The sequence below is a fragment of the Klebsiella sp. JN_Kp122 genome, from assembly GCF_040062085.1.
GTDB lineage: Bacteria > Pseudomonadota > Gammaproteobacteria > Enterobacterales > Enterobacteriaceae > Klebsiella > Klebsiella aerogenes.
Genome location: NZ_JBEAHW010000035.1, coordinates 1 through 23,709, shown reverse-complemented (window position 1 = coordinate 23,709; position 23,709 = coordinate 1). Strand labels below are relative to the sequence as shown.

The 23,709-nt window shown below is 57.5% G+C and carries 17 protein-coding genes; 13 read left to right on the top strand and 4 right to left on the bottom strand.

Going from position 1 to position 23,709, the window contains the following annotated elements:
- Window positions 1-65: 65 nt before the first annotated feature.
- The 3 genes from ABLU78_RS14160 to ABLU78_RS14150 form a co-directional block, all read right to left on the bottom strand.
- The gene (locus ABLU78_RS14160; protein ID WP_015369923.1) at window positions 66-779 is read right to left on the bottom strand and encodes a TerC family protein; all 714 of its coding nucleotides are present in this window, start codon (window positions 777-779) and stop codon (window positions 66-68) included.
- Between the two features lie 62 nt (window positions 780-841).
- Window positions 842-1,537, bottom strand: a complete 696-nt coding sequence (mutH, locus tag ABLU78_RS14155) for a DNA mismatch repair endonuclease MutH (RefSeq protein WP_015369924.1) — start codon at window positions 1,535-1,537, stop codon at window positions 842-844.
- A gap of 64 nt (window positions 1,538-1,601) precedes the next feature.
- Entirely contained in the window at window positions 1,602-1,766 is a 165-nt protein-coding gene (locus ABLU78_RS14150; protein WP_223575784.1) for a hypothetical protein, read from the bottom strand.
- A 453-nt stretch (window positions 1,767-2,219) separates the two neighbouring features.
- Here ABLU78_RS14150 and rppH point away from each other — a divergent pair, with 453 nt between their 5' ends.
- From rppH to recD, 12 genes are all read left to right on the top strand, one after another.
- Entirely contained in the window at window positions 2,220-2,750 is a 531-nt protein-coding gene (gene rppH / locus ABLU78_RS14145) for an RNA pyrophosphohydrolase (protein WP_015703328.1), read from the top strand.
- A 12-nt stretch (window positions 2,751-2,762) separates the two neighbouring features.
- Window positions 2,763-5,009, top strand: a complete 2,247-nt coding sequence (gene ptsP / locus ABLU78_RS14140) for a phosphoenolpyruvate--protein phosphotransferase (protein WP_348820600.1) — start codon at window positions 2,763-2,765, stop codon at window positions 5,007-5,009.
- Window positions 5,010-5,245: 236 nt separating this feature from the next.
- On the top strand, window positions 5,246-6,121 hold the full coding sequence (gene lgt, locus ABLU78_RS14135) for a prolipoprotein diacylglyceryl transferase (RefSeq protein ID WP_015369928.1): 876 nt from the start codon (window positions 5,246-5,248) through the stop codon (window positions 6,119-6,121).
- A gap of 6 nt (window positions 6,122-6,127) precedes the next feature.
- Window positions 6,128-6,922: a thymidylate synthase gene (gene thyA / locus ABLU78_RS14130; RefSeq protein ID WP_015369929.1), complete on the top strand. Its 795-nt coding sequence runs from the start codon at window positions 6,128-6,130 to the stop codon at window positions 6,920-6,922.
- Between the two features lie 186 nt (window positions 6,923-7,108).
- Window positions 7,109-7,573, top strand: coding sequence for a prepilin peptidase-dependent protein (locus ABLU78_RS14125; protein ID WP_048229393.1), 465 nt, complete (start codon window positions 7,109-7,111; stop codon window positions 7,571-7,573).
- Window positions 7,564-8,127, top strand: coding sequence for a prepilin peptidase-dependent protein (locus ABLU78_RS14120; protein ID WP_045363484.1), 564 nt, complete (start codon window positions 7,564-7,566; stop codon window positions 8,125-8,127). The genes ABLU78_RS14125 and ABLU78_RS14120 overlap by 10 nt, the downstream gene beginning before the upstream one ends.
- Window positions 8,124-8,531, top strand: coding sequence for a DUF2509 family protein (locus ABLU78_RS14115; protein ID WP_042897652.1), 408 nt, complete (start codon window positions 8,124-8,126; stop codon window positions 8,529-8,531). The genes ABLU78_RS14120 and ABLU78_RS14115 overlap by 4 nt, the downstream gene beginning before the upstream one ends.
- Window positions 8,516-8,839 (top strand): prepilin-type N-terminal cleavage/methylation domain-containing protein, encoded by a 324-nt coding sequence (locus tag ABLU78_RS14110; protein ID WP_045414422.1) that lies wholly within the window; start codon window positions 8,516-8,518, stop codon window positions 8,837-8,839. Before ABLU78_RS14115 ends, ABLU78_RS14110 begins: the two co-directional genes overlap by 16 nt.
- Before the next feature lie 12 nt (window positions 8,840-8,851).
- Window positions 8,852-12,223, top strand: a complete 3,372-nt coding sequence (gene recC / locus ABLU78_RS14105) for an exodeoxyribonuclease V subunit gamma (protein WP_047045622.1) — start codon at window positions 8,852-8,854, stop codon at window positions 12,221-12,223.
- Between the two features lie 163 nt (window positions 12,224-12,386).
- Entirely contained in the window at window positions 12,387-15,272 is a 2,886-nt protein-coding gene (gene ptrA / locus ABLU78_RS14100; protein ID WP_048229390.1) for a pitrilysin, read from the top strand.
- On the top strand, window positions 15,269-18,814 hold the full coding sequence (recB, locus tag ABLU78_RS14095) for an exodeoxyribonuclease V subunit beta (protein WP_015703321.1): 3,546 nt from the start codon (window positions 15,269-15,271) through the stop codon (window positions 18,812-18,814). Before ptrA ends, recB begins: the two co-directional genes overlap by 4 nt.
- Entirely contained in the window at window positions 18,811-20,658 is a 1,848-nt protein-coding gene (gene recD / locus ABLU78_RS14090) for an exodeoxyribonuclease V subunit alpha (RefSeq protein WP_032712437.1), read from the top strand. The genes recB and recD overlap by 4 nt, the downstream gene beginning before the upstream one ends.
- Before the next feature lie 97 nt (window positions 20,659-20,755).
- On the opposite strand, the gene argA is transcribed toward recD, so the two are convergent.
- Window positions 20,756-22,087, bottom strand: a complete 1,332-nt coding sequence (gene argA, locus ABLU78_RS14085; protein ID WP_015369939.1) for an amino-acid N-acetyltransferase — start codon at window positions 22,085-22,087, stop codon at window positions 20,756-20,758.
- Between the two features lie 226 nt (window positions 22,088-22,313).
- Between argA and amiC the strand changes: the two genes are divergently transcribed.
- Entirely contained in the window at window positions 22,314-23,567 is a 1,254-nt protein-coding gene (amiC, locus tag ABLU78_RS14080) for an N-acetylmuramoyl-L-alanine amidase AmiC (RefSeq protein ID WP_020078045.1), read from the top strand.
- Window positions 23,568-23,709 lie beyond the last annotated feature (142 nt).

The window sequence follows — 23,709 nt, the reverse complement described above, 5'->3', positions numbered from 1 at the left end:
AGACATAAAAAGCAGTAAAGTCTTAAAAAGAATTGCAGCCCGCTTCCGGACTGCAATTTTGTGGCTTACAGCGGGTTTTTCTTATTGCGCATCAGGTTGAGAGTTTCGACCGCAATGGAGAAGAACATCGCGAAGTAGATGTAACCTTTCGGCACATGCACATCGAAGCTCTCCAGCATCAGGGTGAAACCGACCAGGATCAGAAACGACAACGCCAACATTTTGACCGACGGGTGACGGTCAACGAAGTCGCCGATCGGACGTGCGGCAAACATCATCACCCCAACCGCAATCACCACCGCGGCCATCATAATGAACAGATGATCGGAGAGGCCGACGGCGGTGATGACTGAATCAAGACTGAAGATGATATCCAGCAGCATGATCTGCACGATGGCGCCAAAGAAGGAGTGGACGTTGCTTTTAAGACCTTCTTCCTCGCCTTCAATCGATTCGTGGATCTCTTTACTCGCTTTCCAGATCAGGAACAGGCCACCGAGCAGCAGGATCAGATCGCGAAACGAGATCTCCTGACCGAATACGGTGAAGAGTGGATTGGTGAGCTTAACGACCCAGGCGATAGACGCCAGCAGGCCGAGACGCATCAGCATTGCACCCATCAGCCCGATACGCCGCGCATGGGCGCGTTGGGCGGTGGGCAACTTAGCGACAACCAGAGAGAGAAAAATAATATTATCGATCCCGAGAACGATCTCCAGCAGCGTCAGCGTGCCGAGCGCCAGCCAGGCGTTAGGATCGGTTATCCATGCAAATAACATTGTTCAAAGTCCTGCAAAAATAAAGTCGTAATTATATGCAGGCGTTGCGGCAGAACAAAAAATTATTCATGCCCTAATAGAAAATGACGCGCCAGCAGTGCGGCGGTAAAGTTCTTTTTCAGATAAAAGCCGCGCGGCAAAGTGAGGATTGGCTCGCCGTGGGCGCCGATCGCTTCCGTTAGCGCCTTGCTGTTGGCCGCTTTAGGGCGTAGTTGCAATACCTCGCCGTGGCGGGCGGTGATGCGTTCAACCTGGCCGAGTACGATCAAATCCATCAACTCTTCCCAGTCCATGCGCAGCTGGCGATCTTCTTCCTCGTCTGGCGTCCATAATAGCGGCGCGCCGACGCGGCGTTGCGCGAGCGGGATCTCGCGTTCGCCTTCTACCGGGATCCACAATACGCGCTGTAGCTTATGCCGCACGTGGCTGCTTTCCCAGGTCACGCCGCTATTGCCGGTTAGCGGCGCCACGCAAACAAATGTGGTCTCCAGAGGACGGCCCTGACGGTCAATGGGGATGGTTTTCAGCTCCACGCCTAAGGCGGCGAAATCCTGCTCCGGTTTGCTCCCGGCGCTGGCGCCCAGCCAAATTTCCAGCAGAATGCCAATCCAGCCTTTATCGCGTTTCAAATCGCGGGGAATGGGAACCCCCGCCAGCGCCGCCAGTTCCCCCAGCGAATAACCCGCCAGCCGCTGGGCCTGAGCAAGAAGTTGCTCCTGACTTTGCGGCGGAGCGGTAAGTGGAGCAATGGCTGGCATGATGGAAAACCTCTGGTTAAAAAGTGAGCGCTATTTTTATGCGTTGTGGATAGAGTTTACCTTTTTATGGGTAACTATACCAATGTGATGATTTATATATGTTTTTTGTCCCGTTTCTTCGCTTGTGAAAACAGTGAAAACGGGTTTTCCAGAACTGGTCACTGACAATGAACAGGATCTTACACCATGTTATCCACAGAAAAATGGGATAACTGGGGAAAAGCCCCACTACTGGTTCGATTTACAGCCTTGACGTGCGACGAAAATCGAATTTTTAGACAAAATGTGCCCGACGAGTGTGCTTTATCTGTGGATAAAAGCGGCATTGTTCGATCTTTCATCAGTTGCCGGATCGCATATGTGATGATCATCACGTTATGCTGTAATTTGTCGGTGTGAACTATGATAACTTAATGAATAGTATGTCATTATTAAGAAGCCCTATCTCTACGTCGTTCGGACTACTCTGGGTTTTCCCTGGTTAATTCCGTACTTCTTCACAACTCTATCCACAGAAAAAGTGAATAAAATGGCCCGGGGATGGCGTTCACTGTTTATAACTCGGGTGATTACTGTGAGTTATTCAAATGTTATTCGTTATCACGCCACACAGAGAGTGGTTTACCGTTTCCAACGAGTGTGAAACAATCATTCACATTGAAGCTTATTTTGAGGTAGTCCGGTGATTGATGACGATGGCTACCGCCCAAATGTCGGCATTGTAATCTGTAACCGCCAGGGCCAGGTGATGTGGGCCCGGCGCTATGGTCAGCACTCGTGGCAGTTCCCGCAAGGGGGCATTAATCCAGGCGAGTCCGCCGAGCAGGCAATGTATCGGGAATTGTTCGAAGAGGTTGGGTTAAGCCGCAAAGATGTGCGGATCCTGGCCTCAACCCGTAACTGGCTGCGTTACAAGCTGCCTAAACGTTTGGTGCGTTGGGACACAAAGCCGGTTTGTATCGGTCAGAAGCAGAAGTGGTTTCTTCTACAACTGGTCGGCAGCGATACGGCTATTAATATGCAAACCAGCAGTACACCTGAGTTTGATGGCTGGCGATGGGTAAGTTACTGGTACCCGGTTCGTCAGGTGGTGTCGTTTAAGCGCGACGTTTACCGCCGGGTGATGAAAGAGTTCGCGGGTGTGACAATGTCGCTCGCTGAAACCACACCAAAGCCACAAAGCGCGCCTGCTTATCGACGTAAAAGAGGTTAAGCCACGCACATTATGCTCACTCGGTTGCGAGAAATAGTCGAGAAGGTCGCCAGCGCGCCGCGTTTAAACGAGGCGCTGGATATCCTGGTGACGGATGTCTGTAAAGCGATGGAAACGGAAGTTTGTTCGGTTTATCTGGCTGACAACGATCGACGCTGCTATTACCTGATGGCCACGCGCGGGCTGAAAAAACCCCGTGGGCGCACAGTCGCACTCGCATTTGATGAAGGTCTTGTCGGCCTGGTGGGGCGGCTGGCCGAACCTATCAACCTCGCCGATGCGCAGAAGCATCCCAGCTTTAAATACATCCCGGCTGTTAAGGAGGAGCGTTTTCGCGCCTTCCTTGGCGTGCCGATCATCCAGCGGCGTCAGCTGCTGGGTGTGCTGGTAGTCCAGCAGCGTGAGCTGCGCCAGTTCGATGAAAGCGAAGAGTCCTTCCTTGTCACCCTCGCCACCCAGATGGCGGCGATTCTCTCCCAATCACAGTTAAATGCGCTGTTTGGGCAGTATCGTCAGACCCGCATCCGCGCGCTGCCGGCATCATCCGGGGTGGCGATTGCCGAAGGCTGGATGGATGCCAGCCTGCCGTTGATGGAGCAGGTCTACGAGGCCTCGACGCTGGACACCGCTTCCGAGCGCGAACGTCTCACCGGCGCGCTGGAAGAGGCGGCGAATGAGTTTCGTCGCTACAGCAAGCGCTACGCCGCCGGGGCGCAAAAAGAGACGGCGGCTATTTTTGACCTCTATTCGCACCTGCTATCCGATGCGCGCCTGCGCCGTGAGCTATTCGACGAAGTCGACAAAGGCTCCGTCGCCGAATGGGCGGTGAAAAAGGTCATTGAAAAATTTGCCGAGCAGTTTGCCGCCCTCAGCGATGGCTATCTGAAAGAGCGGGCGGGGGATTTACGTACTCTCGGACAGCGGCTGTTGTTCCATCTCGACGACACCACCCAGGGGCCGAACACCTGGCCTGAGCGCATTATTCTGGTGGCCGACGAACTGTCGGCTACCACGCTTGCGGAAGTGCCGCAGGACCGCTTGGTCGGGGTGGTGGTGCGCGACGGCGCGGCCAACTCCCACGCGGCGATCATGGTGCGCGCGCTGGGCATCCCGACGGTAATGGGCGCCGATATTCAGCCGTCGCTGCTGCATGGCCATATGCTGATCGTTGATGGTTATCGCGGCGATCTATTGGTCGATCCCGAACCGGTGCTGCTGCAGGAATATCAGCGGTTAATCAGCGAAGAGAACGAACTGAGCCGGCTGGCGGAAGACGATCTCGAACGCGCTTCCGAACTGAAAAGCGGCGAGCGAGTAAAAGTGATGCTCAACGCCGGTCTGAGCCCGGAGCATGAAGAGAAGCTCGGCAGCTTTATCGATGGTATCGGGCTTTACCGCACCGAAATTCCGTTTATGTTGCAAAGCGGCTTCCCCTCCGAAGAGGAGCAGGTCGCCCAGTATCAGGGCATGCTGCAGATGTTTAACAGCAAGCCTGTAACCCTGCGTACGCTGGATATTGGCGCCGATAAGCAACTGCCGTATATGCCGATCAGCGAAGAGAACCCGTGCCTTGGCTGGCGCGGGATCCGTATTACGCTCGATCAGCCGGAAATCTTCTTGATCCAGGTGCGCGCCATGCTACGGGCCAATGCCGCTACCGGCAACCTCAGCATACTGCTGCCGATGGTCACCAGCCTCGAAGAGGTTGACGAAGCCCGCCGCCTGATTGAGCGCGCCAGTCGCGAAGTCGAGGAGATGATTGGTTACGCTATTCCGCGCCCGCGCCTTGGGGTGATGCTGGAAGTGCCGTCAATGGTCTTTATGCTGCCGCAGTTGGCAAACCGCATCGACTTTATCTCGGTCGGCACCAATGACCTGACGCAATACATCCTCGCGGTCGACCGCAATAATACCCGCGTCGCCAATATGTACGACTGCCTGCATCCTGCGGTATTGCGGGCGCTGGCAATGATCGCTCATGACGCCGAGCGTTTTGGTATCGATCTGCTCCTGTGCGGCGAAATGGCGGGCGACCCGATGTGCGTCACTATCCTGGTAGGACTCGGCTATCGCCATTTGTCGATGAACGGCCGTTCGGTCGCGCGCGTGAAATATCTGCTACGCCGTATCGATATCGAAGAAGCGCAGGAGCTGTCACGGCGCAGTCTGGAAGCGCAGATGACCACCGAAGTGCGCCACCAGGTGGCGGCGTTTATGGAGCGCCGCGGTCTCGGCGGTCTGATCCGCGGCGGACGGTAACGTAGGTCGGGTAAGGCGTTAGCCGCCACCCGACCAAAAAACGGCACCGCGAGTAGCGAACCCGGGGAAAAAACCGCACGCTGTTAGCATCCGTATACATATCTTTTACACGTTCGGCGCGGATCGCACTACATGCTTATGCTATCATTCGCCTCCTTCGGAGTGCCCGTTTTAAGCGGGCACGGATCATCACCGCTGTCCACTTTCGGCGGAATAACAAGTCTTTATGGTGACAGATGAATAGTGGCTACCTGCATTTTCCGGAGTTCGATCCGGTAATATTTTCCATTGGACCGGTCTCTCTCCACTGGTACGGCTTAATGTACCTGGTTGGTTTCGTCTTTGCGATGTGGCTGGCCACCCGTCGGGCCAATCGTCCGGGCAGCGGCTGGACGAAAAATGAAGTGGAAAACCTGCTCTACGCGGGGTTCCTCGGCGTATTCCTCGGCGGCCGTATCGGCTATGTGATGTTCTACAACCTGCCGGTCTTCCTTAGCGACCCGCTATATCTGTTCCGCGTCTGGGATGGCGGCATGTCGTTCCACGGCGGCCTGATCGGCGTGATTCTGGTGATGATTATCTTCGCCAAACGCACCAAACGCACCTTCTTCCAGGTCTCCGATTTCATCGCGCCGCTGATCCCGTTTGGCCTCGGCGCCGGGCGTCTGGGCAACTTTATCAACGGTGAACTGTGGGGCCGCGTTGACCCGAACTTCCATTACGCGATGATTTTCCCGGGCTCGCGCGCTGAGGACCTGGCGCTGCTGCCGTCGCACCCGGAATGGCAATCATTATTCGATACCTACGGCGCGCTGCCGCGTCACGCCTCGCAGCTTTATGAGCTGGCGCTGGAAGGCGTGGTGCTGTTCCTGATCCTGAACCTGTTTATCCGTAAACCGCGCCCGACCGGTTCCGTTTCCGGTCTGTTCCTGATTGGCTACGGCCTGTTCCGCATTATCGTGGAATTCTTCCGTCAGCCGGACGCGCAGTTTACCGGCGGCTGGGTGCAGTACATCAGTATGGGGCAGATTCTTTCGATCCCGATGGTGCTTGCGGGTATCATTATGATGGTTTGGGCTTATCGTCACCGTCCGCAGCAACAAAACTCTTGAGGAACCATGAAACAGTATCTTGATTTGATGCAGAAAGTGCTCGCCGAGGGCACGCCAAAAAATGACCGCACCGGCACTGGCACCATCTCTATTTTCGGCCACCAGATGCGTTTTAACCTGCAGGAAGGCTTCCCGCTGGTGACCACCAAGCGCTGTCATTTACGCTCCATCATCCATGAACTGCTGTGGTTCCTGCAGGGCGACACCAACATTGCCTATCTGCACGAAAATAACGTCACAATCTGGGACGAGTGGGCGGATGAGAATGGCGATCTGGGGCCGGTCTACGGCAAACAGTGGCGCTCCTGGCCCGCGCCGGACGGTCGCCATATCGACCAGATCAGCACGGTCATGGAACAGCTGAAAAACGACCCCGACTCTCGCCGTATCATCGTGTCGGCATGGAACGTCGGTGAGCTGGATAAAATGGCGCTGGCGCCGTGCCACGCGTTCTTCCAGTTCTACGTCGCCGACGGCAAGCTCTCCTGCCAGCTGTATCAGCGTTCCTGTGACGTGTTCCTCGGCCTGCCGTTCAACATCGCCAGCTATGCGCTGCTGGTGCATATGGTGGCGCAGCAGTGCGATCTGCAAGTGGGCGATTTTGTCTGGACCGGCGGCGACACTCACCTGTACAGCAATCACCTGGAGCAGACCAACCTGCAGCTGAGCCGCGAACCGCGTCCGCTGCCGAAGCTGGTCATTAAGCGCAAACCGGCGTCGATTTTCGACTACCGTTTTGAAGACTTCGAAATTGAAGGTTATGACCCGCATCCGGGTATTAAAGCGCCAGTGGCGATTTAACCTCTCTGTAGTGATGACAAACCGGCGCCAGCAGCGCCGGTTTTTTTATGCCCTTTGCAGAGTTTTGCGAGCCTGATTCCTGACGCCGCTCAACATCCTGCAACTGGCGAATTTTTTCCCGAGCCGCGACGCGAACCGTAGATTTACCATTCGAATGGATGGTCAGAGCAACGCATACTCGACGCCATGAACAGACAGCATGGCTACACCCTAATTGAAATGCTGGTCACCATGATGCTGGTGATCATCCTCAGCGCCAGCGGTATGTACGGCTGGCAGCGCTGGCAACAGCAACAGCGCCTGTGGCAGGTCGCCTGTCAGGTGCGCGATTATCTCGTGCTGCTGCGCGATGACGCCAACTGGCACAACCGCGAGCGCGTCATTCGCGTCGGACAATCGCCCGCCGGCTGGTGTCTGAGCTCAAGCGGCGTGGAGGCTGACTGTCACGCGAAAACACCTTTCACCCTGCAGCCGCTATGGCCGGGGATTACGCTGCAACATTTGACGGCGGGCATTGGTTTTTACGGCCTGCGCAACAGCGCCTGGGCCGGCCATATCCTGCTGCAAAGCGATGGCGGAGCGTGGCGGATTGTTGTCTCTAACTGGGGGCGCATACGCCTGTGCCGGGAAGGAGAGGAATTATGCCAGTAGCGGCGCGTGGTTTTTCGCTCATTGAAACGCTGATTGCCATGGCGATTGGCGCGGTATTACTGCTCGGAGCCGCTCGTTTCCTTCCGGCGCTACAGCGCCAGGTTCTTCGCCAAACGCAGCAGCAGGCGCTGGAAAATGAGCTATGGCAGCGGGTCTATGCATTAGCCAAACATTTGCAGCGCGCCGGATATTGCGCAGGTCAATGTCATGGTCAGGCGCTGGTGATTGCCAGCGGCGGGCAGTGCGTCATCGTTCGCTGGGATGGCAACAGCAACGGCATTTGGGAACTGGCGCCGGAGGCCGATGCCGATTCCACCGGTTTTCGTCTGCGCGATGGGGCGCTGGAAACGCGGCGCGGCGTCGCTGACTGCGGCGGTAAAAATTGGGAGAAAATGACCAATCCCGCCGCTCTCACGGTCACGTGCTTTCACGTTGAGCGGCAGGTGATAAGCGGGTTTTCTCCTGAACTTATCGTTACCCTGGGGGCGCAGGCGCAATCGGACTCGCGTATTTCCGCCGAGGCGCAATATCGGGTGACGGGGTTCAACCTGTGAAACGCCAGCGCGGAGTTTCATCGCTGCTGATGGTGCTGCTGTTACTGGCGCTGGGCAGCCTGCTGTTGCAGGGGATGAATCAGCAGCAGCGATCTCTGCTGGCGCAGGTGAGCGCCGAAACCCAGGCGATTCGCGATACGGCCGCCGCGCAGTCGGCGCTGCAGTGGGGCAAAGGGGTGAACTGGCCGCTGCAGAGCGATGTGGTGTGTCAACAGGAAAACAGCCAACGCTGGCGAGCGTGCCTGCGGCTTTTTAATGATGGCCGCGCGCTGCTTATCGCCGGCAGCGGCACAGTACAGCTGTGGCAGTCAGCATGGGTTGAACAGGGCGTGCTGCGCTATTTAGCGCATGGCTGGAGCGATTTTTGCCCGTTAATGGAGAGTGCGTTATGCCTGATGCCGTAGCGCGCCAGCGCGGTTTTAGCCTGGCGGAGTCATTATTAGCGATGGCGCTGTTAATCATGACCATCGCGGCACTTGGCGGTTATCACCGCGGGCTGGCCAGCGGCGCCGCTCAATTGAACGCCTTCCGCCAGCAGTGGCGGGAGGCGTGGCGCTTTAGCCAGCTCGTTCCCCCGGCACAGCCCGCGCAAGGGCAAATAAGCCGCTTGCAGACATCCAGGCAAAGTTGTGTCAGCATCACGGTAACGATCACCATGCCCGCCGCTAAGCGGGTGCAGATGAACCGGCTACATTGTCCGGCAAATCAGTAGTCAGGAGCGAATATGTTAAGGGTGTACCACTCAAACCGTCTGGATGTGCTTGAAGCGTTGATGGAGTTTATCGTCGAGCGCCAGCGGCTGGATGACCCTTTCATGCCGGAAATGGTGCTGGTGCAAAGTACCGGTATGGCGCAATGGCTACAAATGACGCTGGCAAAGCGCTTCGGCATTGCGGCGAATATCGAGTTTCCGCTGCCGGCCAGCTTTATCTGGGATATGTTCGTTCGCGTGCTAGACGATATTCCCGGCGAGAGCGCCTTCAGTAAACAGAGCATGAGCTGGAAGCTAATGACTCTGCTACCGCAGTATCTCGACGATGACGCCTTCACATTGCTGCGCCACTATCTGAGCGATGACAGCGACAAGCGTAAGCTATTCCAGCTAGCCGCGCGGGTAGCCGATCTGTATGACCAGTATCTGGTCTATCGCCCGGAGTGGCTGATGCGCTGGGAAGCCGATGAACGGGTTGACGGGCTGGGCGACGCTCAGCAGTGGCAGGCTCCGCTGTGGAAAGCGTTAGTCGAATACACCGCGGAGCTTGGGCAACCGCTGTGGCACCGCGCTAATCTGTACCAGCGCTTTATCAGCGCGCTGGAAAATGCTGACCAGCCGCCAGCCGGGCTGCCGTCGCGGGTCTTTATCTGCGGCATCTCCGCGCTGCCGCCGGTGTATTTGCAGGCCCTGCAGGCGCTGGGCAAGCACGTCGATGTCTATGTACTCTTCACTAACCCCTGTCGCTACTACTGGGGCGATATTAAAGATCCGGCGTTTCTTGCCAAACTGATGTCGCGCCAGCGCCGCCACCACCGCGAGGCGCGCGAGCTGCCGCTGTTCCGCGACACCGAACAGGCGCCGGGGTTGTTTAATGATGATGGCGAGCAGGATGTTGGCAACCCGCTGCTGGCCTCGTGGGGCAAGCTCGGGCGCGATTATATCTATCTGCTGGCCGGGCTGGAGCGCTATGAAGAGCTGGACGCCTTTGTCGATATCGCCCCCGATAACCTGCTGCATAACCTTCAGGCCGATATTCTGGATCTGCGCAACGCCGCGGTGGCAGGGCGCACCGCGCAAGAGTTCGCCAGCAGTAAGAGCAAGCGTCCGCTGGCGACTGACGACCGCAGCCTGGCTATCCACGTCTGCCATAGCCCGCAACGCGAAGTGGAAGTGCTGCATGACCGGCTGCTGGCGATGCTGGAAGAAGACCCGGAGCTGACGCCGCGCGATATTATCGTCATGGTCGCCGATATCGACAGCTACAGTCCCTATATTCAGGCGGTATTCGGCGCAGCGCGCGGCGAACGCTGGCTGCCGTGGGCGATTTCCGACCGTCGGGCGCGGGAATCGCACCCGGCGCTACAGGCGTTTATCACGTTGCTTTCTCTGCCGGACAGCCGCTTCGCCAGCGAAGATGTGCTGGCGCTGCTGGATGTGCCGGTGCTGGCGGCGCGCTTCAATATCAATGAAGAGGGGCTGCGCTACCTGCGCCAGTGGGTCAATGAATCCGGCGTACGTTGGGGTATGGATGACGACAACGTGCGCGAAATGGATCTCCCGGCGACCGGTCAGCACACCTGGCGTTTCGGTTTAACACGTATGCTGCTGGGATATGCGATGGACAGCAGCCAGGGCGAGTGGCAGTCGGTGCTGCCCTATGATGAATCCAGCGGGCTGATTGCCGAACTGGTGGGGAATCTCGCTTCGCTGCTGATGCAGCTCAATCTGTGGCGCCGCGGTCTGGCACAGGATCGCCCGCTGACAGAGTGGCTGCCGGTGTGCCGCGATCTGCTCACGGATTTCTTCCTGCCAGACAGTGAAACCGAAGCGGCGCTGGCGCTGATTGAACAGCAATGGCAAGCCATCATCGATGGCGGGCTGGATGCGCAGTACGGGGCTGCCGTGCCGCTATCGCTGCTGCGCGATGAGCTGGCGCAGCGCCTCGATCAGCAGCGCATCAGCCAGCGTTTCCTGGCCGGGCCGGTGAATATCTGCACCCTGATGCCGATGCGTTCTATTCCCTTCAAAGTTGTCTGCCTGCTGGGGATGAACGACGGCGTCTACCCACGCACCCTCGCGCCGCTGGGTTTCGATTTAATGAGCCAAAAACCGCAGCGCGGGGACCGTAGCCGTCGCGACGACGACCGCTATCTGTTCCTGGAAGCGCTGATGTCGGCCGAACAGAAGCTATACATCAGCTATATCGGCCGCTCTATTCAGGATAATAGTGAGCGTTATCCTTCGGTGCTGGTACAGGAACTGGCGGACTATATCGGTCAGAGCCACTGCCTTGAAGGCGATGAAGCGCTGGACTGCGATGCCAGCGAACGCCGCGTTAAAGAGCACATTACCCATCTGCATACGCGCATGCCTTTTGATGCCGCCAATTACCTGCCGGATGAAGATCAGAGCTATGCAAGAGAGTGGCTGGCCGCCGCCAGCCAGCAGGGAGAGGCGCATAGTGAATTTATCCAGCCGCTTGCGCCGCTCGATATCGACACGCTGCCGTTCGAACAGCTGTTACGCTTTTGGCAGCATCCAGTGCGCGCTTTCTTCCAGCAGCGTCTGCGGGTGAATTTCCGCTCTGAAGAGAGCGAGATCCCCGAAGATGAGCCTTTCGTGCTTGAAGGGCTAAGCCGTTACCAGTTGAACCAACAGTTGCTGAATACGCTGATTGAACAACAGGATGCGTCAGCGATGTATCGTCGTTTTCGTGCGGCGGGTGAGCTACCTTATGGCGCGTTTGGCGAACTGGCGTGGGAGGCGCAGCGTCAGGAAATGCAGAACCTGGCTGAGCGGGTTATCGCCAGTCGTCAACCCGCGCAAAGTATGGAGATTGACCTACAGTGCAACGGTATCAATCTCACCGGCTGGCTACAGCAGGTACAGCCGGATGGGCTATTGCGCTGGCGTCCGTCGCTGCTGAGCGTCTCTCAGGGCGTGCAACTTTGGCTGGAACATCTTGTCTATTGTGCTAGCGGCGGTCTCGGCGAAAGTCGCTTGTTCGTGCGCAAGGAAGGCGAATGGCGTTTCCCGCCGCTGGCGGCTGAGCAGGCGCAGACGTATCTGAATCAGCTGGTAGAAGGCTACCTGCAGGGGATGTCAAAACCGCTACTGCTGTTGCCGGAAAGCGGCGGCGCGTGGCTAAAAGCCTGTTACGACGCGGAAAGGGATATCATGTTAATGGATGACGATACGCAACAAAAAGCGCGTAGCAAGTTCCTTCAGGCCTACGAAGGTAATATGGTGGTGAGCGGCGAAGGTGCCGATATCTGGTACCAGCGCCTGTGGCGCACCCTTGAGCCTGCGTACTATGAAGAAATTATCGCGCAGGCGCAGCGTTATCTGTTGCCGATATTTCGTTTCCATCAGTCCGAATAAAATTGTAATAGTATAAAAATTGCGCAAAAGAAGGTTGTTCATTTATTATGCGCAGCGAATCACGGACTGATGTTTTAAATACCCGGAAGATGGCCCGAGCCTGATGATGGGTATCCACGCTGACGCTATGCAGCGCGAAGTTTGTTAATGATGAGGTCCGTGAATGCCCCGCAGTTTATGGTTCAAAGTTCTTGTTGTAGTGGTCGCCCTTTGGGCGCCGTTAAGTCAGGCAGACACCGGATGGCAACCGATTCAGGAAACCATCCGTAAAAGCGAAAAAGATCCCCGTCACTATCAGGCTATTCGCCTGCAAAACGGCATGGTCGTGCTGCTGGTATCCGATCCGCAGGCGGTAAAATCGTTGTCGGCGCTGGTGGTGCCGGTGGGTTCATTACAGGATCCGGCCGACCATCAAGGGCTGGCGCACTATCTCGAGCATATGACCTTAATGGGCTCGCAGAAGTACCCGCAGCCTGACAGTCTTGCTGAATTCCTCAAAATGCACGGCGGCAGTCATAATGCCAGCACGGCGCCGTATCGCACCGCGTTCTACCTTGAAGTGGAAAACGATGCTCTCAACGGCGCTGTCGATCGGCTGGCCGATGCCATTGCCGCGCCGCTGCTGGATAAAAAATATGCCGAACGCGAACGTAACGCGGTCAACGCCGAATTGACTATGGCGCGTACCCGGGACGGGATGCGCATGGCGCAGGTGAGCGCCGAAACCATCAACCCTGCGCATCCGGCTTCACAATTCTCCGGCGGTAACCTCGATACACTGAGCGATAAGCCTGGCAGCCCGGTGCTTGATGCGCTACACGCTTTCCGCGACCGCTGGTACTCGGCAAACCTGATGAAGGCAGTTATCTACAGCAATAAGCCGCTGCCTGAGTTGGCAAGCATTGCCGCCGCGACCTACGGGCGGGTGCCTAATCATGACATCAGCAAGCCGGAGATTACCGTACCGGTCGTGACCGATGCGCAGAAGGGCATTGTGATTCACTACGTGCCGGCGATGCCGCGTAAGGTGCTGCGCGTTGAATTCCGCATCGATAACAACAGCGCTCAGTTCCGCAGCAAGACCGATGAGCTGGTGACCTATATGATTGGCAACCGCAGCCCCGGCACTTTATCCGACTGGCTGCAGAAGCAGGGGCTGGCGGAAGGGATTCGCGCGGATTCCGATCCGGCGGTCAACGGTAATAGCGGCGTGCTGGCGATCTCCGCTACCCTCACCGATAAAGGCCTGGCGCACCGCGATGAAGTTACCGCCGCTATTTTCAGCTACCTGAATTTGCTGCGTACTCAGGGGATTGATAAGCGCTACTTTGATGAATTAGCCCACGTGCTGGAGCTCGATTTCCGTTATCCGTCGATTAACCGCGATATGGATTATGTGGAGTGGTTGGCCGATACCATGATTCGCGTGCCGGTAGAGCACGTACTGGACGTGGTTAATATCGCCGACCGCTATGATGCCCAGGCGATTAAAGACCGTCTGGCGATGATGACCCCGCAAAATGCGCGTATCTGGTACATCAGCCCGAATGAGCCGCACAACAAAACCGCTTATTTCGTCAATGCGCCTTACCAGGTTGATAAAATTAGCCCCCAGACCTTCGCCGACTGGCAGCAAAAATCTGCGGCCATCAAGCTGCAGCTGCCGGCGCTGAACCCGTATATTCCGGATGATTTCACGCTGATTAAGAGCGATAAGGCCTACCCGCATCCGGAGCTTATCGTCGATGAGCCGACGCTGCGCGTGGTGTATGCCCCCAGCCAGTACTTTGCCAGCGAACCGAAGGCCGACGTCTCTCTGGTGCTGCGTAACCCGCAGGCGATGGACAGCGCGCGCCGGCAGGTGATGTTCGCGCTGAATGATTATCTGGCCGGCATTGCGCTTGACCAGCTCAGCAACCAGGCCGCGGTAGGTGGAATCAGCTTCTCGACCGGCGCCAACAACGGTCTGATGGTTAACGCCAACGGCTATACCCAGCGTCTGCCGCAGCTCTTTACCGCGCTGCTGGACGGCTACTTTAGCTATACGCCGACCGAAGAGCAGCTTGAGCAGGCGAAGTCCTGGTATGCCCAGATGATGGATTCGGCGGACAAAGGCAAAGCCTATGACCAGGCGATTATGCCGATTCAGATGCTGTCGCAGGTACCCTATTTTGAGCGCAAAACGCGCCGCGCGCTGCTGCCGTCCATCACTCTGAAAGAGGTGATTAACTATCGCGATAACCTGAAAGCCAGGGGGCGGCCGGAGCTGCTGGTCATCGGTAACATGAGCGCCCGGCAGTCCACCGATCTGGCCCGCCAGATCCAAAAACAGCTTGGTGCCGATGGTAACGAGTGGTGTCGCAACAAAGACGTGCTGATCGACAGCAAGCAGCTGGCAATGTTTGAAAAAGCAGGCAGCAGCACCGACTCCGCGCTGGCGGCGGTTTTCGCGCCGCCAAACGTCGATGAATACAGCAGCATGGCCGCCAGTTCACTGTTGGGGCAGATTATTCAGCCCTGGTTCTACAACCAGTTACGTACTGAAGAACAACTCGGCTATGCGGTATTCGCCTTCTCAATGAATGTGGGCCGCCAGTGGGGGATGGGCTTCCTGCTACAGAGTAGCGATAAACAGCCTGCTTTCCTCTGGCAGCGCTTCCAGGCTTTCTTCCCGACGGCGGAAGCCAAACTGCGGGCGATGAAGCCGGAAGAGTTTGCCCAGATCCAGCAGGCGGCGATTAGCCAGATGCTGCAGGCGCCGCAAACGTTGAGCGAAGAAGCATCAAAGCTGAGCAAAGATTTCGATCGCGGTAATATGCGCTTCGATTCACGTGATAAAGTAGTGGCTCAGATGAAACTGCTGACGCCGCAAAAACTTGCCGACTTCTTCCATCAGACGGTGGTGGATCCGCAAGGCATGGCACTGTTATCCCAGGTTTCCGGCAGCCAGAACGGCAAGACGGAATACGCCGCCCCTGAAGGCGGTAAGGTATGGGAAAGCGTCAGCGCATTGCAAAAATCCTTACCCCTGATGCGAGAGAATGAATGACCGAAACCGCTGAGTCTCTTGACCCACTCCGCTTGCCCCTGACGGGCGAGCGGCTGATAGAAGCCTCCGCGGGCACCGGAAAAACCTTTACCATCGCCGCGCTATATCTACGGCTGCTGCTGGGGCTGGGGGGGGAATCTGCTTTCCCCCGGCCGGTCAGCGTGGAAGAGCTGCTGGTGGTTACCTTTACCGAAGCGGCGACGGAAGAGCTGCGTGGGCGCATCCGCAGCAATATTCATGAACTGCGGATCGCCTGTTTGCGTGAGAGTTCCAGTAATCCTCTGTATGCCTCTCTGCTCGCGGAAATCGCCGATAAAAACCAGGCGGCGCAAACGTTGATGCTGGCGGAGCGGCAGATGGACGAGGCGGCAGTCTTTACCATCCACGGCTTCTGTCAGCGGATGCTAAGCCTCAACGCCTTCGAATCCGGCATGCTGTTTGAACAGCAATTGATCGAAGACGAATCCCGCCTGCGTTATCAGGCCTGCGCCGACTTCTGGCGTCGCCACTGTTATCCGCTGCCGCGCGATATCGCCGCGGTGATCCATGAACAGTGGAAAGGACCACGCGATCTGCTCAAGGCGATCGACCGCTGGCTGCAGGGCGAAGCGCCGCAGCTAAAATCGCCGCCGCCCGCGGAAGAGACGCTGGCAAGCCGCCATCAGCAAATCCTGGAACGTATCAATGCGCTGAAGCAGCAGTGGCGGGAGCAGGTTAGCGAAATTGAAAACGTGCTGGAAAACTCAGGGCTCGATCGCCGCAAGTTCAACCGCGGCAACCAGGGCAAGTGGATCGAAAAGGTCAGCGCCTGGGCGCAGGAAGAAACGCTGAGTTATCAGTTGCCTGATGCGCTGGAAAAATTCTCGCAACCGTTCCTCATTGAGCGCACCAAAGACGGCGGCGAACCACCGTTGCATCCGTTATTCAGCGCGGTAGAGGCGCTGCTCGCCTCACCGCTTACCTTAAACGATCTGGTTATCGCCAGGGCGATGGTGGAGATCCGTGAAGCGGTCGCCCGCGAAAAGCGGCGTCGAGGCGAACTGGGCTTTGACGACATGCTCAGCCGCCTTGACGACGCGCTGCGCGGCGACAGCGGCGAAGCGTTGGCCAGCGCTATTCGTCAGCGTTTCCCGGTGGCGATGATCGATGAGTTCCAGGATACCGATCCGCAACAGTATCGTATCTTCCGCCGCATCTGGCGTCGCCAGCCGGATACGGCCCTGCTGCTGATTGGCGACCCGAAACAGGCGATTTACGCCTTCCGAGGCGCCGATATTTTCACCTATATGAAAGCGCGTGGCGATGTCGCTGCCCACTATACGCTGGATACCAACTGGCGTTCGGCGCCGGGCATGGTACAGAGCGTAAATCGTCTGTTCGGCCTGAGTGATAATCCATTCATGTTCCGCGAGATCCCATTCTTGCCGGTGAAGCCAGCCGCTAAAAATCAGACGTTGCGCTTTACCATTGATGAGAAGCCGATCCCGGCGATGAACATGTGGTTAATGCCTGGCGAAGCCGTCGGTTCTGGCGATTATCAGTCTTTTATGGCGCAATTGTGTGCGACGCAGATCCGCGACTGGCTCAGCGCCGGCCAGCAGGGGCGCGCGCTGCTGTGGCGCGGCGAAAAAGCCGAGCCGGTGCGCGCCTCCGATATCACCGTGCTGGTGCGTAACCGTCTCGAAGCGGCGCTTATTCGCGATGCGCTGCAGCTCTTGTCGATCCCGTCGGTCTATCTCTCAAACCGCGACAGCGTTTTTGAAACCCCGGAAGCGCAGGAATTACTGTGGGTTCTACAGGCGGTACTGGCGCCAGAGCGTGAAAACACGCTACGCAGCGCGCTGGCGACGTCGATGTTTGGCCTTAATGCGCAGGATATCGAAAACCTCAATCAGGATGAACGTGCCTGGGATGCGCTGGTAGAGGAGTTCAGTGAATACCGGCAGATCTGGCGCCAGCGCGGCGTGATGCCAATGCTGCGCGCGCTGATGGGGGCACGTCATATTGCCGAAAATCTGCTGGCGACCCACGGCGGCGAACGCCGTTTGACCGATATTTTGCACATCAGCGAATTGTTACAAGAGGCGGCTAATCAGCTGGAGAGCGAGCACGCGCTGGTGCGCTGGCTGACGCAACATATCGCCGAGCCGGACAGCAATGCTTCCAGCCAGCAGATGCGTCTGGAGAGCGATAAGCATCTGGTGCAAATCGTCACTATCCACAAATCAAAAGGACTGGAATATTCGCTGGTCTGGCTGCCCTTTATCGCGCGCTTTCGCAAACAGGATCAGGCGTTCTATCACGACCGCGATTCCTTTGCTGCGGTACTCGACCTCGGAGAGGGGGAGAATAGCCTTGAGCTGGCGGAAGCCGAGCGTCTGGCGGAGGATTTACGCCTGTTGTATGTGGCCCTGACCCGCGCGGTGTGGCACTGCAGTCTCGGGGTTGCGCCGTTAAGTACCCGCCGAAGCGATAAACCTGGCAACAGCGATTTTCATCACAGCGCCCTCGGCCGTCTGCTGCAGGACGGCGAGCCGATGGACGCGGCGGGATTGACCGCGCGGCTACAGGCATTATGCCACGATGATATTGCGCTATGTATTCCCGATACCATGGACCAGACACCGTGGCAGGCGCCGGAAAACGCGCTACCGTCGCTTTCGGCGCGGACGGTTGAACGCCAGGTGAGTGACGACTGGCGGGTGACCAGTTATTCCGGCCTGCAGCAACATGGTTCCAGCGCCGGTCAGGAGCTGCTACCGCGTCTCGATATCGACGCCGCGGGCGTTGGCGAGGTGGCGGAAGAGCCGCAGCTCACGCCTCATCAGTTCCCACGCGGCGCGTCGCCGGGGACTTTCCTGCATAGCCTGTTTGAGGATCTCGATTTCAGTCAGCCGGTACCGGTTGACTGGATGGCGCAAAAACTACAGTTGCACGGTTTTGGCGAAGAGTGGGCGCCGGTGTTGAGCGAATGGCTGGACGGCGTGCTGCGAACACGCCTGCCGGGGGCTGAAATCGCCCTGAATCAGCTGGGCGTGCGGGATAAACAGGTGGAAATGGCCTTCTATCTACCGATTGAACAACCGCTGGATCCGCTGCAGCTGGACGCGCTGATCCGCCGCTATGATCCGCTGTCGGCTGATACCCCGGCGCTCGATTTCCGCCAGGTCCGCGGCATGCTGAAAGGGTTTATCGATCTGGTATTTCGTCATGATGGTCGTTATTACCTGCTGGACTACAAATCTAACTGGCTGGGCGAAGATCGCGAAGCCTATACCCAGCAGGCGATGATCCAGGCGATGCGCCTGCATCGTTATGATCTGCAGTACCAGCTGTATAGCCTGGCGCTGCACCGTTATCTGCGTCACCGTATTGCCGATTATCACTACGAGCGGCACTTTGGCGGCGTCATTTATCTCTTTTTACGCGGCATGGACGGGCAGGAAGGCGGGCAGGGGATCTTCACCACCCGCCCGGCGCAGCCGCTGATTGACGGCCTCGACGCGCTATTTGCCGGTGTTGCCCAGGAGGTGGACTCATGACCATGGATGAACTGCTGCTGGCCGCCGCCGAGCAGCGTTTGCTGCGACCGCTGGACGTACAGTTTGCGCTGATGGTGGCGCAGGATGCCCCTCCGGCAGTGAAGCTGGCCGCCGCGCTGTTGAGCCGGGATGCCGGAGAAGGTCATGTCTGCCTGCCGCTGTCGCGCCTCAACGCTGAAGAAGCGCTAAGCGGCAAGGCCGGCGAGATCCGCGACCAGTTGCTGGCGATGGCCGGAGAGCCGCAGGACTGGCCTCAATTGTTGCTTTCTTCGTCAGCGGTGAGCCGCGGCGACGAACCGACGCCGATGATTTTATGTGGCGACAGGCTGTACCTGAACCGCATGTGGCGTAATGAACTCACCGTCGCCCGCTTTTTTAATGAGACGAACCGGGTACTGGAGGTTGATGAAGGGCGGTTAACGGCAACCCTGAATGAACTCTTTCCTGCGACCGACGATATCGACTGGCAAAAAGTCGCTGCGGCGGTGGCGCTGACCCGGCGCATTTCGGTGATCTCCGGCGGTCCCGGCACCGGCAAGACCACTACCGTCGCGAAGCTGCTGGCGGCGCTGATTCAGATCAACGACACGTCGCGCTGTCGAATTCGGCTGGCGGCGCCGACCGGCAAAGCCGCAGCGCGCCTGACGGAATCCCTTGGGGCGGCGTTAAGAAAACTTCCGCTTAGCGATGAGCAAAAAGCGCTGGTTCCCGCCGATGCCAGTACCTTGCATCGCCTGCTGGGGGCGCAGCCCGGCAGCCAACGCATGCGCTACCACGCCGGGAACCCGCTGCATCTGGATGTGCTGGTGGTCGATGAAGCCTCAATGATCGACTTACCGATGATGTCGCGTCTGATTGATGCTTTGCCGGAACATGGGCGGGTGATTTTTCTCGGTGACCGTGACCAGCTTGCCTCCGTGGAAGCCGGGGCGGTGCTTGGCGACATCTGCGCCTGGGCGACATCCGGTTATACCGCGGCGCGAGCGCAAGAACTGTCGCGTTTGACCGGCGCAACGGTGCCGGCGGGGGAGGGGCAGATGGCCGGGGCGTTGCGCGATAGCCTGTGCCTGTTGCAAAAAAGCTACCGCTTTGGCAGCCATTCCGGTATTGGCAGCCTGGCGCGGGCGGTCAATGCCGGTGCGCGCGCAGAAGTGAAAGCAACATTACGCCAGCCGTTTGAGGATATCGTTCTGCAGCCGCTCAGCACCACCGAGGAGTATGAAGCGATGCTGATGGCGGCACAGGAGGGCTACGGTCGTTATCTGCAACTGCGCCGCGAGCAGGCCGCGCCGGAGCAGATGATTGCCGCCTTCGGCGAATTTCAGCTGCTGTGCGCGCTGCGTGAAGGGCCTTACGGGGTAAGCGGCGTGAATGAACAGCTGGAGCAGATGCTCCACCGTAAGCGGGCGATTACGCTACCGCGCCATTCACGCTGGTACGATGGCCGCCCGGTGATGATTTCCCGTAACGATAGCGCGCTGGGGCTGTTTAACGGTGATATTGGTATTGCGCTGGAAAGGGACGGCGAACTTCGCGTGTGGTTCCCAATGCCGGATGGCAGCATTAAATCGGTGCAGCCAAGCCGCCTGCCGGAACATGATACCGCCTGGGCAATGACGGTGCATAAGTCGCAAGGGTCGGAGTTCGATCATGCGGCGCTGATCTTGCCTTCTCGTAGCGTACCGCTGGTGACCCGCGAGCTGGTTTATACCGCGATTACCCGCGCCAAACGGCGCCTGTCGCTTTACGCCGACGAGCAGGTACTGGCGCAAGCCATCGTGACGCGCACCGAACGGCGCAGCGGCCTGGCGGAGATTTTCGCGCATGGCGGAAAGCCCGGATAAGGCGCAGCCGCCATCCGGGGGAGCCCTGCTGGCGCTACGTTGCGATGTCGTCGGGTAGCCCGGATAAGGCGCAAGCCGCTATCCGGGGAGTTATCCGTCAGCCCAGGTCTGCCATCAATACCTTCGAACGGCGCTGATAGTTGTACATCTGTTTTTTACTCTCCGGCAGCAAATCAATATCCACCGGGGTGAAGCCGCGTTCCTGGAACCAGTGGATACTGCGAGTGGTCAACACGAATAGCTTGCTGAGCCCCATCTGCTTCGCCTGGGCGGCGATACGGCTCAGCAGTACCTCGCCGCGTGACGAACTACGGTAATCCGGATGCACCGCTACGCAGGCCATTTCGCCGATTTTCTCTTCCGGGAATGGATAGAGCGCGGCGCAGGCGATGGTGGTGTTATCGCGCTGGATGATGGTGAATTTATCAATCTCCATTTCCAGCTGTTCGCGCGAGCGGCGCACCAGAATGCCTTGCTGCTCCAGCGGGCTGATAAGATCGAGGATGCCGCCGATATCGTTAATGGTTGCCCGGCGGATCTGCTCGGCGCTTTCCATGACGATCTGCGTACCGATACCGTCACGTGAGAATAGCTCCTGCAGCAGCGCGCCATCTTCCTGATAGCTAATTAAATGGCAGCGACGCACGCCACTGCGGCAGGCTTTCACCGCCCCGCGCAGGAAGCGTACGGTACCGGAATTATAATCTTCTTCCGCTTCCAGCTCCTCTACCCGCGCCTGCGCCTCGTTAGGGAACAGCTCGGAAACGATCTCGCCGTGCTGGTCGTAGACCCCCTGCGACGAGCAGAAGCCGATCATCTTTTCAGCTTTCAGCTTTACCGCCAGTTGGGTGGCTATCTCTTCAGAAGTGAGGTTGAAGCTCTCGCCGGTGACGGATACCGCGACCGGGCCCATGAGCACGATTGCGCCGCTGTCCAGTTGGCGATGAATGGCTTCTTCATCGATGCGGCGAATACGGCCGCTGTGGCAGTAATCGACGCCATCATCGACGCCAAGAGGTTGAGCAATAATAAAATTGCCGCTCACCACGTTGATATGCGCCCCCTGCAGGGGCGTATTGCCGAGGCTCATCGACAGGCGGGCGGTAATTTCTAACTGCAGCATACCGGCGGCCTGCTTAACCAGCTCAAGGGTTTTGGCGTCGGTGACGCGGGTCTGCTTGTGGTAAACCGGCTCGTGGTGGTGTTCCGCGAGATTAGCGTCAATTTGCGGACGCGCGCCATAGACCACCACCAGGCGAATACCGAGGCTGTGCAATAAGCCAATGTCATTGACTATGCTGGAAAAGTTATCGTGCTCGATGGCTTCTCCGCCCAGCATGATGACAAACGTTTTTCCCCGGTGCGCGTTTATATAGGGAACAGAATGGCGGAATCCCTCGACCAGTTCAGTGCGACGCTCCTTCACCATGACAAACCCTCAATGCATGATTATTCGTAATAAGTGTATTTTTATTCTGTTTTGCTTCGTGGCGCAACCCCTAATTTGTCACTAATTTGCGAAAACATTGTGACAAAACCTTGGGTGTCAAAGTTTGTTTACCCTTTTATAGATGACAGGTTATGCGGCTTTGGTTAAAGTTTCTGGTCAATCTGTTCATTTTGGCTTCAAACACGTTTTTTTGCTTGGGAGTGGCATGTCGGGATACAAGTCGGGATTAAGCCGCCGTCGTTTTTTACAAGGGGCGGGCGCCATGTGGTTAATGAGTGTGAGTCCGGTCGGTTTGGCCGCCGCCGCGCAGGTAGTCGCGGTGCGTATCTGGCCGTCGTCGACTTACACCCGCGTCACGGTGGAATCCAATCATGTACTGAAATATCGGCAGTTTGCGTTAAGCAATCCTGAGCGAGTGGTGGTTGATATTGAAGGCGTTAACCTGAACTCGGTTCTGAAAGGGATGGGCGGGCAGATTCGCGACGACGACCCGTATATTAAATCCGCGCGCGTGGGCCAGTTCGACCCGCAAACCGTGCGGATGGTGTTTGAACTGAAACAAAACGTCAAACCGCAGTTGTTTGCGCTGGCGCCGGTCGCCGGTTTTAAAGAGCGTCTGGTGATGGATCTTTATCCCTCTACGGCCACCGATGTGCAGGATCCGCTACTGGCGCTGCTGGAAGATTACAACAAAGGCGATCTGGAACGTCAGGTACCGCCGGCAGAAAGCGGGCCGCAGCCGGGGAAAGCCGGGCGCGATCGTCCTATCGTTATCATGCTCGATCCCGGCCACGGTGGTGAAGACTCCGGCGCGATTGGTAAATACCGAACTCGTGAGAAAGACGTGGTGCTGCAGATTGCCCGTCGATTGCGCGCGCTCATTGAGCGTGAAGGTAATATGAAGGTCTATATGACCCGTAACGAAGACGTGTTTATTCCGTTGAAGGTGCGTGTCGCCAAGGCGCAGAAGCAGCGTGCCGATCTGTTCGTTTCGATTCACGCCGATGCCTTTACCAGCCGTCAGCCGAGCGGCTCTTCGGTGTTCGCGCTCTCGACCAAGGGCGCTACCAGTACCGCCGCAAAATACCTCGCGCAAACGCAGAATGCCTCGGACTTAATCGGCGGCGTCAGCAAGAGCGGCGATCGTTACGTCGACCACACCATGTTCGATATGGTGCAGTCATTGACCATCGCCGACAGCCTGAAATTTGGTAAAGCGGTGTTGCAAAAAATGGGCAATATCAACAAGCTGCATAAAAATCAGGTGGAGCAGGCGGGCTTTGCGGTACTGAAGGCGCCGGATATTCCTTCAATTCTGGTCGAAACGGCTTTTATCAGTAACGTCGAAGAAGAGCGTAAACTGAAGACCGCGAAATTCCAGCAGGAAGTGGCGGAGTCGATTCTGGCGGGGATCAAAGCCTACTTTGCCGATGGGGCGACGTTGGCCAGACGTGGATAAAAAAATAGCGCCTTCGGGCGCTTTTTTTTTATAGCGGTATTTACGGACGGTAGAAACAAAAAAACACCCTTAAGGGTGTTCATTGTGTTGGTTGCGGGGGCCGGATTTGAACCGACGACCTTCGGGTTATGAGCCCGACGAG

What these genes read in the sequence shown, in the direction of transcription:
- ABLU78_RS14160 (WP_015369923.1), bottom strand. Translation starts at nt 779, where the DNA reads ATGTTATTTGCATGGATAACCGATCCTAACGCCTGGCTGGCGCTCGGC.
- mutH (WP_015369924.1), bottom strand. Translation starts at nt 1,537, where the DNA reads ATGCCAGCCATTGCTCCACTTACCGCTCCGCCGCAAAGTCAGGAGCAA.
- ptsP (WP_348820600.1), top strand. Translation starts at nt 2,763, where the DNA reads ATGCTCACTCGGTTGCGAGAAATAGTCGAGAAGGTCGCCAGCGCGCCG.
- lgt (WP_015369928.1), top strand. Translation starts at nt 5,246, where the DNA reads ATGAATAGTGGCTACCTGCATTTTCCGGAGTTCGATCCGGTAATATTT.
- thyA (WP_015369929.1), top strand. Translation starts at nt 6,128, where the DNA reads ATGAAACAGTATCTTGATTTGATGCAGAAAGTGCTCGCCGAGGGCACG.
- ABLU78_RS14125 (WP_048229393.1), top strand. Translation starts at nt 7,109, where the DNA reads ATGAACAGACAGCATGGCTACACCCTAATTGAAATGCTGGTCACCATG.
- ABLU78_RS14120 (WP_045363484.1), top strand. Translation starts at nt 7,564, where the DNA reads ATGCCAGTAGCGGCGCGTGGTTTTTCGCTCATTGAAACGCTGATTGCC.
- ABLU78_RS14110 (WP_045414422.1), top strand. Translation starts at nt 8,516, where the DNA reads ATGCCTGATGCCGTAGCGCGCCAGCGCGGTTTTAGCCTGGCGGAGTCA.
- recC (WP_047045622.1), top strand. Translation starts at nt 8,852, where the DNA reads ATGTTAAGGGTGTACCACTCAAACCGTCTGGATGTGCTTGAAGCGTTG.
- ptrA (WP_048229390.1), top strand. Translation starts at nt 12,387, where the DNA reads ATGCCCCGCAGTTTATGGTTCAAAGTTCTTGTTGTAGTGGTCGCCCTT.
- recB (WP_015703321.1), top strand. Translation starts at nt 15,269, where the DNA reads ATGACCGAAACCGCTGAGTCTCTTGACCCACTCCGCTTGCCCCTGACG.
- recD (WP_032712437.1), top strand. Translation starts at nt 18,811, where the DNA reads ATGACCATGGATGAACTGCTGCTGGCCGCCGCCGAGCAGCGTTTGCTG.
- argA (WP_015369939.1), bottom strand. Translation starts at nt 22,087, where the DNA reads ATGGTGAAGGAGCGTCGCACTGAACTGGTCGAGGGATTCCGCCATTCT.
- amiC (WP_020078045.1), top strand. Translation starts at nt 22,314, where the DNA reads ATGTCGGGATACAAGTCGGGATTAAGCCGCCGTCGTTTTTTACAAGGG.